Source organism: Pantoea sp. X-Soil-ISGK-275, assembly GCF_059730795.1.
Window position 1 is genome coordinate 3,981,913 of record NZ_AP035976.1, and the last position, 15,653, is coordinate 3,997,565.

A 15,653-nucleotide genomic window follows, 5' to 3' on the forward strand; every position below is an offset into this window, starting at 1 on the left:
GGAGAGAAGGCGATGCTGGTAAACGGTAAGTGGAGTGCAGAGTGGCATCCGGTGCAAGCCACCGATAAACAAGGCGGATTTGTGCGCCAGACATCCAGTTTTCGTCACTGGATCACCGCAGATGGTTCCAGCGAATTTGCTGCCGAGCCGGATCGCTATCACCTCTATGTGGCACTGATTTGTCCGTGGGCTTCGCGCACGCTGCTGGCACGCACTCTGAAAGGGCTGGAGAAAGTGATCAGCGTGTCGGTGGTGGAACCGCAGCTTGGCGCGCAAGGCTGGCGCTTCGGTGATTATCCCGGTGCGGATCGCGACTGGCTGAATAAAGCCGAATACATCCACGAGCTTTATACCCGCGCCGATGCCGATTTCACCGGCCGCGCCACTGTGCCGGTGCTGTGGGACAAAAAGACGCAAACCATCGTCAATAACGAGTCGGCCGATATCCTGCGCATGCTGAACAGCGGCTTTGGCGCGCTGGCGGACGATCGTATTGATCTTTATCCCGAGGATCTGCGCGCAGAGATCGACACGCTGAACGAATCGATCTATCCACGCCTGAATAACGGCGTGTATCGCACCGGCTTCGCCACCACGCAGATCAGCTATCAGCAGGCGTTTAACGATGTGTTCAGCCAGTTGGATGAGCTGGAGCTGCGTTTGCAGGATGGCCGCACCTTCCTGCTCGGCGAGCGCTTAACCGAAGCGGATATTCGCTTGTTCGTCACGCTGGTGCGCTTTGACGCCGCCTATCACGGCCTGTTTAAATGCAACCTGCGCCGCCTGCGCGACTATCCGCTGCTCGATCGTTATCTCAAGAGTATGCTGTCGGTTTCTGGCGTGCGTCAGACGGTGAATATCGACCATATCAAGCAGGGCTATTATTCGATTAAAGCACTGAATCCCAACGGCATTGTGCCGGTTGGCCCGGATATGGCGGCCTACGGTTTTTAAGGAGCAATGCGATGGCAAAAGCGTTAGTGATTTTTTTACATGGCGTCGGCAGCAACGGCGGCGACCTCGCGGTGCTCGGCGAACTTTGGGCGCGCCTGCTGCCAGATGTGGCGTTTGCCTCGCCGAATGCGCCCTATCCTTTTGAACATGCGATGGGATATCAGTGGTTTAGCCTGACCGGCATCACGCCTGAAAATCGCCCGGCGCGGGTGCGTGAAGCGCGCGCGGCCTTTGATGACACACTGCAACAGCTGATGGCGCAACACGGCATGGCGGATGCGTGGGACAAAGTGATTCTGGTGGGCTTTTCGCAGGGTTCGATCATGGCGCTGGATGCACTGGCGTCGGGTCGTTATCCGCTGGCGGGCGTGGTGGCATTTTCCGGTCGCCTGGCGTTTGATGGTGCATTAACGCCGCAACAGTACACGCCTGCGCTGCTGATTCACGGCAAAGCTGATGATGTGATTCCGTTTAGCGAAAGCGCATCGGCGGAGCAGCGTTTGCAACAGGCTGGCGTGACGGTGGAAGCGCGCTATGAAGCGGCCACCGGCCACACCATTTCATCGCAGGGTGCGATGGATGCCGCCGGTTTTATTGCGCAATGTTTGCAGGATTAAGGCCAGTAGCGATTTAACGCCTGCCACGCCTTGTGCGCAGCCACCTCTGCTGGCTGCGCTTTCAACTTATCGTTAAACACTTCAATGCCGACCGGCCCGCTGTAACCGGCACTTTTCAGCTTATCGACAAAGCGTTCCACTTCAATGATGCCATCGCCCGGCAACAAGCGCTGGTGGCGCGCGTACTCGCTGAGCGGCTGCTTATCCTGCGGCGGCATGTCGGCCATGTCGCACAGCTGCACTTCGTATATGCGATCGGCAGGAATGCCGTCCAGTTGCGAAGCGTCGCCGCCTAACGCGCAGATGTGGAACAGATCGACCACTAAGCCGATATTCGGCTGGTCCAGCCGTTGCAATCTTTCCCACGCCAGCGGCAGCGTATTATCCACGCTGCACCACGCCATCGGCTCATACATGATGCGCATGTTGTAGCGCGCGGCTTCCGACGCCATCCAACGCAAATCTTCGTCAATGCGCGCCGCCACGCAATCTTCACGCGTGCTGGCGGGTGCCTGAATGGTGTCGCAGCCAATAGTTTGGGCAATTTGAATGAACTGACGCAGCTCTTCGCGTTTTTGCTGGCGCTCACGATCCGGCGCACCGGTGAAATCGCGCAGCACCTGAACATTGGTGAAGCCAAGCTGTAACTGCTTTGCTAACTGTGGCGTACTGGCTTGCACATCGTCGCGCCAGATCTCAACCTGCTCGAAACCGGCGGCGCGTGCGGCACGCAGCTTCTCCTCAGGTTCACCGTTTAACAACACCAGGTTAAGGAATTTGGGGTTATGACGCATGACACAGCTCCTTAATCGTCCGGATAATCGGTGACACATTCTGTGCGTCACGCGCACAGAATGGCGATCAGTATCTACCTCTGAGGAGTTATTTCAAGCCCGATGGTTATCCCAGCAGATTTACCACGGCAAAACCGGCGAAGGTCATCAGCAGCGAACCGATGACATGCACCATCACGCTCGACATCGCCCACAGGTATTTGCCGGTTTGCAGCAGCCCGACAATTTCTGCTGAAAAGGTCGAGAACGTGGTTAAGCCGCCGCATAAACCGGTGACAATCAGCAGTTTCCAGAAGGGATCGATATGCGGGTTGCGCACGAAGAAAGCCAGCGCCGCACCGATGATAAAACCGCCCACCAGATTCACCATCAAGGTGCCCGGCGGCAGATTGGGAAACAGCGCGTTAAAACGTAATGAGATCAACCAACGCAGCGAACAGCCCACCGCACCGCCGAGTACCACCGCCAGTAACGACTTCAACATAGTTTGGAGCTCCTGAAATGAATGACGCGCAGGGCCGCGGCAGGACAGAATAACACCTGACACACCGCCGTCTCCCGCGCAGGGATACGAGTGTTGTCAGGCGTCATCAGCCGTCTGTGACCAGAACGGCGGTTGGGGAAGGTGGCACGCCATCACCTTAGGCGGGAGATAATACGCTGGCTTGGCAATGCAGACAATATGCGACAAAGCGGTCGTAGGGTCGCCATTCATGGCGACCGAACATCCCGGAGAATTACCGCCCGAAGTGAATTACGCCTTTAATCAGTTGCCGGTTATTAATCACATCCGCTTCAAAGCGATCCGCCAGCGTTGAGAAATAATAATGACAATTCAGCATCATATCGGCACAAAGCTGCCCGTTCGCCATCAGTTCGCCAACTTTAGCGAAATCTTCCAGTGTGGCGTTGCGGCTGCCCATCAGCGTGGTCTCTTTTTTGTGGAACTCGATATCCGGGATCACCAGATCGCCTTTATGCAGGCCGACAAACACGATGGTGCCGCCGTGACGAATCAATTTCACCGCGCCGTTCATCGCCGCTGGGCTGCCGGTGGCATCGATCACTTTGGCGGCCAAACGTCCGCCAAACTCCGCTTTAAGCTGCGCGTCAAAATCGGCGTCTAATGGATTCACCGTCGCCAAACCCAGTTTCTGCGCCACGTGCGCACGGCGCTGCTCGCTGGTGTCAGCCACCACCACGTGGGCACCCGCCGCCGCCGCAATTGCGGCCACGCCAAGACCAATCGGGCCTGCGCCCACCACCAAAACCTGCTCATCCGCCGCCACGGCCGCACGGCGCACCGCATGCGCGCTAATGGCGAAGGGTTCAATCAGCGCGGCAGCTTCCGGATCGACATCATCCACCGCCAGCAAATTGCTGCTCGGCACGCTAAGAAATTCGCAGAAACCGCCATCCTGGTGCACACCAATCACCGAGATGTTTTCGCAGCAGTTGGTTTTGCCGCTCAAACAGGCATCGCACTGCTGGCAGGCCACATAGGGAATCAGCGCCACGCGCTGGCCCAGCCTAAAGCCGCTGGCCTGGCTGCCGAGTTCCACCACTTCGCCACACAGCTCATGCCCCAACACGCGTGGATAGCTGAAGAACGGCTGATTGCCAGCCCAGGCGTGGATATCGGTGCCGCAAATCCCGGCGGCAATCGGTTTGATCAGAACATCATGGGCGGCGGGCGTCGGCTTTGCGCGCTGCTGCCACACCATCTGGCGCGGCTCGGCGACCACCAGCGTTTTCATTGTTGTCATGGGCTTCTCCTGTGCTGTTGTCGCAGTTATGGCGAAAATCGCCGATGACAGCGTTTTGCGTTGGGGGAAGTGTGAAGCCAACCGCTTTTTTTGGGCTTTGTATGGTTTTTAATAGATAAAAAACCGGAGACGCGCATGAGCCGCAGCCAGAACCTACGTCAGAACGTGATTAACCAGATGCTGGAAGGCATTGCCAAACGGCATATCCGTTCGCCGTTGCCACCGCAGGCGGCGCTGGCCGAAATGTTCAACATCAGCCGCACCACGGTGCGCCACACCTTGCAGCATCTGCATGCGCGCGGCGTGCTGGAAAAGGTGGATGAAACCTACGTTATCGTGCGCGATCCCAGCGATGAAGATGGTTTTAACGCCCTGACGCCGCCGATTGATCAGCAGGCGCTGCAGTTCGAGCAGACCTTTTTCAACCTGATTAATCAGCGTCAACTGATGCCGGGCGATACCTTTAGCGAGCTGCAGTTAGCGCAGCAGGTAAAGGTCAGCCCGATTGTGGTGCGCGAATTCCTGCTGCGTTTTATGCGTTATGACCTGCTGGAGCCAGTGAGACGCGGACAGTGGCGCATGAAGAAGTTCGATCAGAAGTATGCCGAGAACCTGTTTGAGCTGCGCGAAATGCTGGAAACCCACGCGCTGACCCGTTTTCTCAACCTGCCCTCGCAGGATGAGCGCTGGATGCAGGCACGTGACCTGCTGGATCGCCATCGTTCGATGCGCGACACCATCGCCAGCAATTACCGCCACTTCGCCGCGCTGGATAAAGAGATGCACACGCTGATTCTCTCCGCCGCCAACAATCCGTTTTTTAATCAGTCGCTGGAGATTATTTCAGTGATTTTTCACTCGCATTATCAATGGGATGAAACCGATCTCAAGCAGCGTAATATTGTGGCGCTGGAGGAGCATATGGCGATTCTGACGGCGCTGATTAGCCGCCAGGATGTTGAAGCGTTGTGCGCCCTGCACAATCATCTCGGCACCGCCAAGACATCGATGATCCGGTCTATCCGTCAGTACAATTAAAAACCGATTAAAAACCACAAAGCATTAGCTCCCGCACGAATCTGAAACATCTCCGCAACATCCCGATCTGATTGCTTCTAGTCTCGAAGTCAATCCGTTGGGGCAGCACCGTTTTGCTGCCGCAGGATCCCACACAAACGCATAACGATAAGTACCCAGATCCGGGAGGTCGCAATGGAAAATACTTCGGCTCGTGGCCGCGAAAACGCGCCACAACCGGCTGCAGACGGGCAAGATTTTATCCCGGCACGCAGTGACGTGGTGCGCTCGCCGCGCATCAGAAAGATCCAGATTACCGCCATGTTGCTGCTGCTGTTCGCCGCCATGATCAACTATCTCGATCGCAGTTCGCTGTCGGTCGCCAATATGACCATCCGGGGAGAACTGGGGTTATCTGCGACTGAAATTGGCGTGCTGCTGTCGGCGTTTTCACTGGCGTACGGTTTAGCACAGCTGCCGTGCGGTGCGCTGCTCGATCGCAAAGGGCCGCGCATCATGCTGGCGATTGGCATGTTCTTCTGGTCGCTGTTCCAGGCAGCGGCGGGGTTGGTGCATAACTTCACCCAGTTTATTTTGGTGCGCATCGGGTTAGGTATTGGTGAAGCGCCGATGAACCCGTGCGGCGTCAAGGTGATCAACGACTGGTTCAACATCAAAGATCGCGGCATGCCGATGGGCATGTTTAACGCCGCCTCGATGATTGGTTTATCCATTGCGCCACCGATTCTGGCCGCGATGATGATGGTGATGGGCTGGCGCGGCATGTTTGTCACCATCGGCGTGCTCGGCATGTTCCTCGCCATCGGCTGGTATCTGATGTACCGCGATCGCGATAACAACAAGTTGAGTGGCGAAGAGATTCACTATCTGCAGGCGGGCAGCGTGGCATCGCGCAAAGAGCCGCTGAGTTTTGCCGAGTGGCGCGGCCTGTTTAAGCAGCGCACCATGTGGGGCATGATGATTGGCTTCAGCGGCATCAACTACACCGCATGGCTGTATATCGCGTGGCTGCCGGGTTATCTGCAATCCACCTATAACCTCGACCTGAAAAGTACCGGTTTACTGGCGGCGATTCCGTTCCTGTTCGGCGCGGCGGGCATGTTGCTGAACGGTTATGTGGTCGATGCGCTGGTGCGTCGTGGCCATGATGCGGTGAAAGTACGTAAGGTCTCAATCGTCACTGGCATGCTGTTGTCTGCTGCGTTTACCGCTTTCGTAACGCGTGCCACCGACACCACCAGCGCGGTGACCATGATCGGTATGGCGCTGTTCTGTATCCACTTTGCCGGTACATCGTGCTGGGGTTTGATTCACGCCAACGTCACGGCGCGCATGACCGCCTCGGTTGGCAGCATCCAGAACTTCGCCAGCTTTGTGTTCGCCTCGTTCGCGCCAGTGATCACCGGTTGGGTGCTGGATACCACCAAGTCGTTTAGCCTGGCGTTGATGATTTGCGCCGGTGTGACGGTGGTGGGCGCGCTGGCGTATTTGCTGCTGGTGCGTAAACCAATTACGGATGGGGTTTAATTAAGAGTCGGATGTGGGACGGTCGCCATAAATGGCGACCCTACGAAACCGGTATTACGTTGGGCGGGTGAAAAACTGCGATTCACATTGGCGCGCGATCTCCCACAGCTTATTGCGAATCACCTGTTTCAGCTGCAGCGTGGATTGCGACTGCGGCTGATCACGGCGGCTGATTAACATCACTTCAAACGGCAGCGGCTGCGCGACCGGCAACAGCTTGAGCTGGTCGGCATAACGGCAGGCGGTAAACAGATCGACAATCCCGACGCCGCCGCCCGCCAGCACCATATCGGCAATCACCGAATAGGTTTTGATCGACAGCGATACCGCCGGATTGAGCCCTTTATCGCGCAGCGCGCGGTGCAGAACGCGACCGAGCGGATCCTGATTCTGCATCATCAGCAGGTTATTAGCGCACAGCCACTCCAGCGTCACCGGCTCATTGTGGGTGTGATCGCGCGGCAGCAACGCCACCATCGACGACTGAAACAGCGGCTCCGCCAGTAAATCCGCTTCTACCTGCTGACCAAACACCAACGCGAAATCGAGCTGATTCGCCATGATCATGCCGCACAAGGTGCTGAAATGCTCGGTAACCAGCTCCACGCTAACCGACGCTGCCTGTTGTCGCCAGTTCACCAGCGCTGGCGCTAACACCATCTGACCAAACGCATGAGCGGCACCGACGCGCACCGTTTGCCCTTCGCCGCGCCGCAGTTGCTCGGTGAGCTGGGTAATTGCTTGTAAACGTTGGTAGATGTCTTCCACTTCCGGCAGCAAACGCCGCCCTTCTGCGGTCACCACCATGCCCTGCGCGCGTCGCTCAAACAGCGCAAAACCAAGCTGCTGCTCGGCGTGATTAAGCACGCGGCTGACATTCGGCTGCGACACATTCAGCAAACGCGCCGCCGCACTGATGCTGCCGGTCTGCACAATCGCCTGAAACACCTCAATATGCCGCAGCCGCATGATTATTCGCCCCAGGTGGCTTCAAGCACGCGCAGCCAGTTGCCGTGGCAAATCTTCTCCAGCAGCGCACGCGAATAGCCGCGTGCCGCCAGCGCCTGCACCAGCAGCGGGAATCCGGCCACGTCTTTCAGATCGCCCGGCATGGTGGCACCATCAAGATCCGAACCAAAACCAACGCCCTCTTCCCCGACTTTTTCCAGCAGATACTCAACGTGACGCACAATGGCATCGACGCCGGTCGGCGCATGGCGATCGCCATCTTCGCGCAGGAACGGCACGGCAAAATTGACGCCGACAAAGCCGTTGGTTTCAGCAATCGCCGCCAGCTGGCGATCGGTGAGATTGCGCGACTGCGCGCTGATCGCATGCGCGTTGGAGTGGCTCGCCACCAGCGGCGCATCGCTGATCTCTGCGGTGTGCCAGAAGCCTTTCTCATCCATATGCGACAAATCAACCATGATGCGGCGGCGATTACAGTCGCGTACCAGCTGCTTGCCCGCTGCCGTCAGGCCATTGCCGATATCCGGCGACGAAGGATAGAGGAACGGTACGCCGTCGCCGAACTGATTCGGGCGGCTCCACAGCGGCCCCAGCGTGCGCAAGCCGCTGGCGTAGAGCATGTCGAGCAATTCACCGTGGGTATCCAGCGCTTCCGCACCTTCCACGTGCATCACCACCGCTAACACCTTGTTTGCCATGCAGTGGCGGATATCACGCACGCTGCGGCAAATCTTCACCTGGCCGTTTGAGGCCTGCTCAATGCGCAGTAGCAGCGCCAGCATAGAAAACGTCGCATCGCGCGCTGCGTTGATAATTTCCTGAGGAAAATCTGCGAGGTCTGGCGCACTTCTTGCAATCAGAGGGTGGGACGGCACCCAGGTGGCGAAAATGCCACCTGCCATATTTCCCTGATGGATACGCGGCAAGTCCATTTGGCCCGTTTTGGTGCCAGTAAAAAAGGCATTAACCGCGTCCGGCTGATGGTGCTGCCACAGCTTATTCAGCACATCGTTGTGGCCGTCAAAGACCGGAATATTGAGGGTCATCGAGTCAGACATGTTGTTCAGTTCCATGTTCGGGGGAAAGCGCAGCACTGCCAGCTGGCGGAGCAAATTGCACCAAAAAAGGGCGAGCACACGCGCGTGAAACAAATGGCTTAGAGCCGGTATTAATCCTCCGGCAGGTGCGTAAAGTCAAGACAAAAAACAATCAAATAACAATTTTTTATTTTACTTATCAATCAGTTGGGAGTTTACATGGTTACCAGAAGACGTTTTCTTGCAGGATGCACTGCTGTACCTGTTGTTTCCTACCTCAGCCTGAATTCATCCTTTGCCGCGACGCCGCCGACCATGCTGGTGATCGCGATGCAGCTCGATAACATCACCAGCCTCGATCCACACGAAAGCTTCGAAGCCACCGGTGGCCAGATTTGCGGCAACCTCTATCAACGTTTAGTCACGCCCGATCCAAAGCAAGCCGACAAAGTGATTGGTCAACTGGCGCAAAGCTGGGACGTCAGCAGCGATAACGGCACTTACACTTTCCATCTCGATCCGGCAGCTAAATTCGCCGATGGTTCGCCGCTCACCGCAGAAGACGTGGCGTTCTCGATTGAGCGTATCGTCAAGCTGGATAAGAGTCCGGCCTTTATTATCAACCAGTTCGGCTTCACCAAAGACAACGTGACGCAGCTGGTGACCGCGAAAGATGCGCACACCGTTGAGATGAAACTCGGCGCGCCGGCGGCCGAAACCTTCCTGCTCTACTGCTTATCCGCCACCGTCGGCAGCATCGTGTCGAAGAAAGCCTGTCTGGCGAACCAGCAGAACAACGACTTCGGTAACGGCTGGCTGAAACAGCACAGCGCCGGTTCCGGTGCCTTTAGCCTGCGCACCTGGAATGCCAGCGAAACGGTGATTCTGGAGATTAGCCCGCAATATGCAGGTTCAAGCAAAACCAAACGCGTGATCCTCAAACACATCGCCGACCCGGCCGCGCAGGCGCTGATGCTGAAAAAAGGCGATGTCGATGCCGCGTATGACCTCACCACTGAACAGCTGCTGCAGGTGAAAAACGACAACAGCGTGTCGCTGGTGAATCAGTCGCTGTCGGCCATCATGCTGATGTCGTGCAACACCAATAATCCGTACCTGAAAAAACCGCAGGTGTGGCAGGCGCTGAAGTGGGCGCTGGATTACGAAAGCATCCAGAAAAACATTCTGTCGATGAGTTTTGTCACCCATCAAAGCTTCCTGCCGAGCGGCTTCCCGGCGGCTTTGGACGATACGCCATTCCACAAAGATCTGGCGAAAGCCAAAGCGCTACTGGCCGAAGCGGGTTATCCGGACGGTTTCGACATCACCCTCGATCACTACTCAATGCAACCGTATCCGGACATCGCGCAGGCGATTCAAACCCAGCTGGGCGCGATTGGCATCAAAGTGTCACTGATCGCCGCTGAAAACCGCCAGGTTCTGACCAAGATGCGTGCACGACAGCATCAGCTGGCATTGACCGTGTGGGGTGCCGATTACTTTGATCCTAACTCCAACACCGAAGCCTTCTGCGTTAACACCGACAACAGCGATAACGCGCGTGCGCGTACGCTGGCGTGGCGCTGCAGCTGGTCAGATGAAGAGTTCAACAAACTCACCGAGCAGGCGTTGCATGAGCCCGATCCAGCGAAACGCATCGCGCTCTATCAGCAGATTCAGCAGCTAGGTCGCGAGAAGAGTCCGTTCATTTTCATGATGCAGAAGACCAAAAACGTGGCCACCAGCAAAGCGCTGAGTGATGTTCACATGACCGTGCTGGAGCAGTGGCCGTATGCGCAGGTGAAAAAAGCCTGATGCCGTTACTGAAGAGAATCGTCAGCACCCTGGGAAGCCTGGTGCTGACGCTGTTTGGTCTGTCGGTGTTGACCTTTTTCATTGGCCGCGTCATGCCCACCGATCCGGTGCTGGCGGCGGTCGGTGATAACGCACCGCAATCGGTGGTCGAGCGCGTGCGTGCGGAAATGGGGCTGGATCAGCCCCTTTACGTGCAGTTTGGTCACTACCTTAATCAACTGCTGCATGGCGATCTCGGTAAATCAATTCTCACCTCGAATCCGGTGATTACCGACATCGCCCGCTTCTTCCCCGCTACCATGGAATTGGCGACGGCGGCGATCATCATCGCGGCGCTGATCGGCATTCCGCTCGGCGTGTGGGCGGCGGTGCGTCAACGTTCGTGGGTCGATCAAACCATTCGCGTGATCTGTCTTGCCGGCCATTCGCTGCCGGTGTTCGTGCTGGCGCTGCTGAGCCTGCTGGTGTTCTACGCGGTGCTCGGCATTGCGCCCGGCCCTGGACGGCAGGACATAATCTGGCAGGATATGGTGCCGCAGGTCACCGGCTTCCTCACCATCGATTCGCTGCTGGCCGGGGAGACCGACGCCTTCTGGGATGCGCTGGCGCACATGGCGCAGCCGGTGCTGATTCTGGCCTACTTCAGCATGGCCTACATCACGCGTATGACGCGCACCTTTATGCTTAACGCGCTGAGCGGCGAGTTCGTGATCACCGCGCGCGCCAAAGGCTTGTCGTCACGGCGGGTGATTTGGCGGCATGCGTTTCCCACCGTGGCGGTGCAGCTGGTCACGGTGCTGGCGCTGACCTACGCCGGATTGCTGGAGGGCGCGGTGGTGACGGAAAACGTCTTCGCCTGGCCCGGTATCGGCCAATATCTCACCACCTCGCTGATGAACGCCGACATGAACCCGGTGATCGGCGCCACCTTGCTGGTCGGCACCGTGTATGTGCTGCTCAATCAGCTGGCTGACCTTCTCTATCGACTTTGGGACCCGCGCGTAAAATGATCTTCTTCTCACGAGAATGGCTGCTCGACGACACGCCCGCCAATCGTCGCCAGGCGGTGTGGGGCCGGCGTTATCGCCTGTGGCTCAGCCTGCGCAGTAATCCACTGGCGATGGCCGGACTGCTGGTGGTGGCGGTGATGCTGCTGCTGGCATTGTTTGCGCCGTGGCTGACGCCGTTCGATCCCGGCGTGCAGCATCTGGAAAACCGTCTTGCGGCACCTTCCGCCGCACACTGGCTCGGCACCGATGAACTGGGCCGCGATGTCTGGACGCGCATTATCTATGGCGGCCGCACCACGCTCGGCATGGTGATCGCTGTGGTGCTGCTCACCGCGCCGCTCGGTCTGCTGATTGGCTGTATCGCCGGTTATGCCGGCGGTTTCATCGATAAAGCGCTGATGCGTTTGACCGACATCTTCCTCGCCTTCCCGCGTCTGATTCTGGCGCTGGCGTTTGTTGCCGCGCTGAAACCTGGCGTTGAGAGCGCGATTCTGGCGATTGCCCTGACATCATGGCCGCCATATGCACGTCTGGCGCGCGCCGAAACGCTGCAGTTCCGCCACAGCGACTTTATCGCCGCCAGCCGTCTGACCGGCGCGTCACCGCTGCGCATTATTCTGCGCCACATCATGCCGCTGTGCGTGCCGAGCCTGATTGTGCGCGTCACGCTGGACATGAGCTCCATCATTATCACTGCCGCCAGCCTTGGCTTCCTTGGCATGGGCGCGCAGCCGCCGTCACCGGAATGGGGCACGATGATTGCTACCGCGCGTCGCTTCCTGTTCAGCGAATGGTGGGTGCCATTAATGCCGTGTATCGCGATTTTCCTGACGTCATTGGCGTTTAACTTTCTCGGCGACGGTCTGCGTGACGTGCTGGATCCCAAGGAGCGCTAAATGTTGGTGGAAATCGAGAACCTGCGCGTTGCCTTCCGCTCGCGCAGCGAAACCGTTGAAGCCGTGCGCGGCGTCAGTTTTAGCGTGGGCCGCGAGAAGTTTGCCATTGTCGGCGAAAGCGGTTCCGGCAAGTCGCTGACCGCGCGCAGCCTGATGCAGTTATTGCCGGGCAATGCGGAAGTCAGCGCCGACGTGCTGCGCTTCGACGGTATCGATCTGCGCGGTGCCAGCGAGAAAGTGCTGCGTAAAATTCGCGGCAAGCGCGTCGGTTTTATCCTGCAGGACCCGAAATATTCACTCAATCCGGTGATGACCATCGGCCAGCAGATTGCCGAAGCCTGGCGCGAGCACAAAGGCGGCAGCCATAAAGCGGCGATGCAGGCAGCGATTGAGCTGCTGGAGCAGGTGAAGATTCGCGATCCCGCAGCCGTGGCGAAACGCTATCCGCATGAAGTCTCGGGCGGCATGGGCCAGCGCGTGATGATTGCCATGATGCTGGCGCCCGATCCAGAACTGTTGATCGCCGATGAACCCACCAGCGCGCTGGATGCCACGGTGCAGGCAGAGATCCTCAAGCTGATTGACGAGTTGGTCTCGGCGCGCGGCATGGGGCTAATCCTGATCAGCCACGATTTGCCGCTGGTGTCGCACTTCTGCGATCGCGTGGCGGTGATGTACGCCGGCCGCATCGTCGAGCTGCTCGATGCCGGGCAGTTGCAGCAGGCGCAGCATCCGTACACGCGCGGTTTGCTGGCGTGTTTGCCGTCGTTGCGCCATCCGCGCGAGCGTTTACCCGTATTGCAGCGCGATGCCGCGTGGCGCGAATAATTAGCCTGGTCGCCATAAATGGCGCCCCTACCGTAGGGTCGGCATTCATGCTGACCGTTTCACGGTTCGCACGGAACAACCCATGATTCAAATCGATAACCTGCGCATCCACTTCGGTGCGCACACGGCGGTGAAAGACGTCAGCTTCTCGGTCGGTAACGGCGAAAGCTTTGGCCTGGTCGGTGAAAGCGGCTCGGGCAAATCCACCATCCTGCGCGCGCTCGCTGGGCTGAATGCCGACTGGCAAGGCAGCATGCTGTTTGGCGGCATGCAGCTCAGCGCTAAACGCAGTCGCGCCTTCTATCGTCAGGTGCAGATGGTGTTTCAGGATCCGTTTGGTTCGTTGCATCCGCGTCAAACCATTGATCGCATCCTGCACGAACCGCTGCTGGTGCATCAGCTCGATCGCGCTGAACAGCGCATCAGCCAGGCATTAGGCGAAGTGGGCTTGCCCGCCTCGGTACGTTTCCGCTATCCGCATCAGCTGTCGGGCGGCCAGCGTCAGCGCGTGGCGATTGCGCGCGCGCTGATCGCCGAACCGGAAGTGCTGCTGCTGGATGAGCCGACCTCGGCGCTGGATGTGTCGGTGCAGGCCGAAATCCTCAATTTACTCAGCGATCTACGCAGCGAGCGCAAACTCACCTACATTATGGTGACGCACAACCTCGCGGTGGTAACGCACCTGTGTCAGCGCATTGGCGTGATGCAGAATGGCGAGATGGTGGAGCAGCTGAGCGCCGACGATCTGCGCGCGCGGCGCATCCAGCATCCGCATACCGCCCAACTTTTCGATCTCAGCATGACGCTGGAGGAACCGGCATGACCGCTCACTGGCAACACGCCGCGGATGTCGCACAACAGATCACTGAAAGCTGGCAACAGCCGGGCGCGCCGGGCGGCGCAATGGTGCTGTTTGATGCACACCAGATCCACTCAACGCACTGCGCCGGACTGGCTGATTTGGCGCAGCAAACGCCGTTCAGCGCCGACAGCGTGGTGCGTTTCGCCTCGATCACCAAACATCTGTTTGCCGCGCTGGTGACTGGGCCGGGACGTCGCTACCTCAAGCTGGACGATGCGCTGGTGCAGCATCTGCCACAGCTGATCGGAGCCAACGGCCAAATCACCGTCGGCCAGGCGCTGGATATGAGCAGCGGTTTGCCGGACGTGCGCGAAACCTTATCGCTGCTGGGATTGTCGGTGTACAACGCCACCCGCGCCGACGACCTGCTGGATTTTATCGCGCGCGAAGGCGAGCTCAACTATGCGCCCGGCAGCGAAATCTCCTACACCAACACCGGCTATCGGCTGGTGGAAGAAGCGCTGAAAGCCAAAGGCGTGTTATTCAATGATCTGCTGCAGCAGTACATCTGCGATCCGCTGGATATCAACCTGATTGCGCCAGAAAGCTGGTTCGATATCGTGCCCGGTTTGGTGCCTGGCTACTGGCAAAACGGCGCGCAGTGGCAGCTTTCCAGCGCCGGTTTGCATCTCTCGGCATCGGGCAGCGTGACCGGCAGCCTGCATCATCTGACGCGCTGGCTGCAAAGCCTGCTGGCCGATAGCGGACCGGGGGCAGGCGTGCTGCAGCGCCTGAGCGCGCCGCGTAATCTCAACGATGGCCGCACCAGCGGATACGGTTTGGGCATCACCAGCTCGACGCTCGGCAGCCAGACGCTGTTTGGTCACGGCGGTTCGCATGCCGGTTATAAGAGCTATTTCCTGCTGCATCCGGAACTGAAAATCGGCGTGGCGCTGGTCGCCAACCGCGAAGATGTCACTACGTCGGAAAGCGTGCTGCGGGTGATGGCGGCGCTGCTCAATCGCGCGTTACCGGAGAAAGGACACGATTTAACGCCCGGACTTTACGTGGCGCAAGACGCCGCCGACTGGCTGGAGATTAAAGGCGTGACCGCCACCTGGCTCGGCGCAGGCGAAACCTTGTGGCGTGACGATGTGCACGGCACGGCGGTGTCGCTCTCCAGCACCTTCCCGATGCGGTTACGTCATGATGGCGCGGCGATTGTCGGTGAGATTGGCCATGCCGCACGACGTTTTGTGCCGGTGCAGGCCGATCAGGCCAGTCTCGATAATCTGCAAGGCCGCTGGTTTGCGCCGCAGTGGCGCAGCGAGTTAGTGATTGAGGACGACAGCTTAATCATGGGCATTGGCCCGGCGGCGATTCGCGCGCGTTTGCAGTCGCTGGGCAACGATCGGCTATTAGCCACCGCGCAGGATGGACCGTGGGAGAAGCGCTTCGCGATTGCGCGCGAAGGCGATACGCTGCGGCTGCTGTTGAACCGCAGCCGCGTGGTGCGCTTTTTACAGACAGCACGCCCTAAATAATTCGAGTTGCAGCAAGGCGGCAAGTGGGTGAATCCCCAGGAGCTTACATCAGTAAG

At 58.4% G+C, this 15,653-nt stretch carries 15 protein-coding genes and 1 riboswitch; of the genes, 10 read left to right on the top strand and 5 right to left on the bottom strand.

Annotated features, from left to right (window positions below; genetic code table 11):
• Positions 1–12: 12 nt before the first annotated feature.
• Complete coding sequence (locus AC6I8A_RS18535) at positions 13–954, top strand: glutathione S-transferase family protein (RefSeq protein ID WP_256697760.1); 942 nt, start codon at positions 13–15, stop codon at positions 952–954.
• Positions 955–965: 11 nt separating this feature from the next.
• Positions 966–1,571: an alpha/beta hydrolase gene (locus AC6I8A_RS18540; protein WP_497818883.1), complete on the top strand. Its 606-nt coding sequence runs from the start codon at positions 966–968 to the stop codon at positions 1,569–1,571.
• Here the strand turns inward: AC6I8A_RS18540 and AC6I8A_RS18545 are convergent.
• The 3 genes from AC6I8A_RS18545 to AC6I8A_RS18555 form a co-directional block, all read right to left on the bottom strand.
• A complete protein-coding gene (locus AC6I8A_RS18545) occupies positions 1,568–2,365 on the bottom strand; it encodes a sugar phosphate isomerase/epimerase family protein (RefSeq protein ID WP_256697762.1) in 798 nt (265 codons plus the stop codon). The two genes, AC6I8A_RS18540 and AC6I8A_RS18545, sit on opposite strands and share 4 nt — an antisense overlap.
• 106 nt (positions 2,366–2,471) lie before the next feature.
• Entirely contained in the window at positions 2,472–2,849 is a 378-nt protein-coding gene (gene crcB / locus AC6I8A_RS18550; RefSeq protein WP_039333080.1) for a fluoride efflux transporter CrcB, read from the bottom strand.
• 90 nt (positions 2,850–2,939) lie between these two features.
• Positions 2,940–3,015, bottom strand: a riboswitch (Fluoride riboswitch).
• Positions 3,016–3,102: 87 nt separating this feature from the next.
• On the bottom strand, positions 3,103–4,131 hold the full coding sequence (locus tag AC6I8A_RS18555) for a zinc-binding alcohol dehydrogenase family protein (protein WP_497818884.1): 1,029 nt from the start codon (positions 4,129–4,131) through the stop codon (positions 3,103–3,105).
• Between the two features lie 135 nt (positions 4,132–4,266).
• Here AC6I8A_RS18555 and AC6I8A_RS18560 point away from each other — a divergent pair, with 135 nt between their 5' ends.
• Positions 4,267–5,169: a GntR family transcriptional regulator gene (locus tag AC6I8A_RS18560; protein ID WP_312180526.1), complete on the top strand. Its 903-nt coding sequence runs from the start codon at positions 4,267–4,269 to the stop codon at positions 5,167–5,169.
• Between the two features lie 174 nt (positions 5,170–5,343).
• Entirely contained in the window at positions 5,344–6,696 is a 1,353-nt protein-coding gene (locus AC6I8A_RS18565) for an MFS transporter (RefSeq protein ID WP_008109477.1), read from the top strand.
• A gap of 54 nt (positions 6,697–6,750) precedes the next feature.
• On the opposite strand, the gene AC6I8A_RS18570 is transcribed toward AC6I8A_RS18565, so the two are convergent.
• Together AC6I8A_RS18570 and AC6I8A_RS18575 are read right to left on the bottom strand one after the other, a co-directional pair.
• Positions 6,751–7,665, bottom strand: a complete 915-nt coding sequence (locus AC6I8A_RS18570) for a LysR family transcriptional regulator (protein ID WP_497818885.1) — start codon at positions 7,663–7,665, stop codon at positions 6,751–6,753.
• A gap of 2 nt (positions 7,666–7,667) precedes the next feature.
• On the bottom strand, positions 7,668–8,723 hold the full coding sequence (locus AC6I8A_RS18575; RefSeq protein WP_497818886.1) for a dipeptidase: 1,056 nt from the start codon (positions 8,721–8,723) through the stop codon (positions 7,668–7,670).
• 198 nt (positions 8,724–8,921) lie between these two features.
• On the opposite strand from AC6I8A_RS18575, the gene AC6I8A_RS18580 reads away from it, so the two are divergent.
• The 6 genes from AC6I8A_RS18580 (at position 8,922) to AC6I8A_RS18605 (ending at position 15,597) form a co-directional block, all read left to right on the top strand.
• Complete coding sequence (locus AC6I8A_RS18580; protein ID WP_497818887.1) at positions 8,922–10,517, top strand: ABC transporter substrate-binding protein; 1,596 nt, start codon at positions 8,922–8,924, stop codon at positions 10,515–10,517.
• Positions 10,517–11,527 (top strand): ABC transporter permease, encoded by a 1,011-nt coding sequence (locus tag AC6I8A_RS18585; protein ID WP_008106687.1) that lies wholly within the window; start codon positions 10,517–10,519, stop codon positions 11,525–11,527. The genes AC6I8A_RS18580 and AC6I8A_RS18585 overlap by 1 nt, the downstream gene beginning before the upstream one ends.
• Positions 11,524–12,423, top strand: coding sequence for an ABC transporter permease (locus AC6I8A_RS18590; RefSeq protein WP_154157288.1), 900 nt, complete (start codon positions 11,524–11,526; stop codon positions 12,421–12,423). The genes AC6I8A_RS18585 and AC6I8A_RS18590 overlap by 4 nt, the downstream gene beginning before the upstream one ends.
• Positions 12,424–13,251, top strand: coding sequence for an ABC transporter ATP-binding protein (locus AC6I8A_RS18595; RefSeq protein ID WP_265302700.1), 828 nt, complete (start codon positions 12,424–12,426; stop codon positions 13,249–13,251). It begins immediately after the preceding gene.
• Between the two features lie 82 nt (positions 13,252–13,333).
• Positions 13,334–14,074, top strand: a complete 741-nt coding sequence (locus AC6I8A_RS18600; RefSeq protein WP_256697772.1) for an ABC transporter ATP-binding protein — start codon at positions 13,334–13,336, stop codon at positions 14,072–14,074.
• Positions 14,071–15,597 carry a serine hydrolase domain-containing protein gene (locus tag AC6I8A_RS18605; RefSeq protein ID WP_497818888.1) on the top strand — a complete coding sequence of 509 codons (1,527 nt, stop codon included), beginning with the start codon at positions 14,071–14,073 and terminating at the stop codon, positions 15,595–15,597. The genes AC6I8A_RS18600 and AC6I8A_RS18605 overlap by 4 nt, the downstream gene beginning before the upstream one ends.
• Positions 15,598–15,653: the final 56 nt, after the last annotated feature.

Coding starts and splice junctions, on each gene's coding strand:
- AC6I8A_RS18535 (WP_256697760.1), top strand. CDS start 13: ATGCTGGTAAACGGTAAGTGGAGTGCAGAGTGGCATCCGGTGCAAGCC.
- AC6I8A_RS18540 (WP_497818883.1), top strand. CDS start 966: ATGGCAAAAGCGTTAGTGATTTTTTTACATGGCGTCGGCAGCAACGGC.
- AC6I8A_RS18545 (WP_256697762.1), bottom strand. CDS start 2,365: ATGCGTCATAACCCCAAATTCCTTAACCTGGTGTTGTTAAACGGTGAA.
- crcB (WP_039333080.1), bottom strand. CDS start 2,849: ATGTTGAAGTCGTTACTGGCGGTGGTACTCGGCGGTGCGGTGGGCTGT.
- AC6I8A_RS18555 (WP_497818884.1), bottom strand. CDS start 4,131: ATGACAACAATGAAAACGCTGGTGGTCGCCGAGCCGCGCCAGATGGTG.
- AC6I8A_RS18560 (WP_312180526.1), top strand. CDS start 4,267: ATGAGCCGCAGCCAGAACCTACGTCAGAACGTGATTAACCAGATGCTG.
- AC6I8A_RS18565 (WP_008109477.1), top strand. CDS start 5,344: ATGGAAAATACTTCGGCTCGTGGCCGCGAAAACGCGCCACAACCGGCT.
- AC6I8A_RS18570 (WP_497818885.1), bottom strand. CDS start 7,665: ATGCGGCTGCGGCATATTGAGGTGTTTCAGGCGATTGTGCAGACCGGC.
- AC6I8A_RS18575 (WP_497818886.1), bottom strand. CDS start 8,723: ATGTCTGACTCGATGACCCTCAATATTCCGGTCTTTGACGGCCACAAC.
- AC6I8A_RS18580 (WP_497818887.1), top strand. CDS start 8,922: ATGGTTACCAGAAGACGTTTTCTTGCAGGATGCACTGCTGTACCTGTT.
- AC6I8A_RS18585 (WP_008106687.1), top strand. CDS start 10,517: ATGCCGTTACTGAAGAGAATCGTCAGCACCCTGGGAAGCCTGGTGCTG.
- AC6I8A_RS18590 (WP_154157288.1), top strand. CDS start 11,524: ATGATCTTCTTCTCACGAGAATGGCTGCTCGACGACACGCCCGCCAAT.
- AC6I8A_RS18595 (WP_265302700.1), top strand. CDS start 12,424: ATGTTGGTGGAAATCGAGAACCTGCGCGTTGCCTTCCGCTCGCGCAGC.
- AC6I8A_RS18600 (WP_256697772.1), top strand. CDS start 13,334: ATGATTCAAATCGATAACCTGCGCATCCACTTCGGTGCGCACACGGCG.
- AC6I8A_RS18605 (WP_497818888.1), top strand. CDS start 14,071: ATGACCGCTCACTGGCAACACGCCGCGGATGTCGCACAACAGATCACT.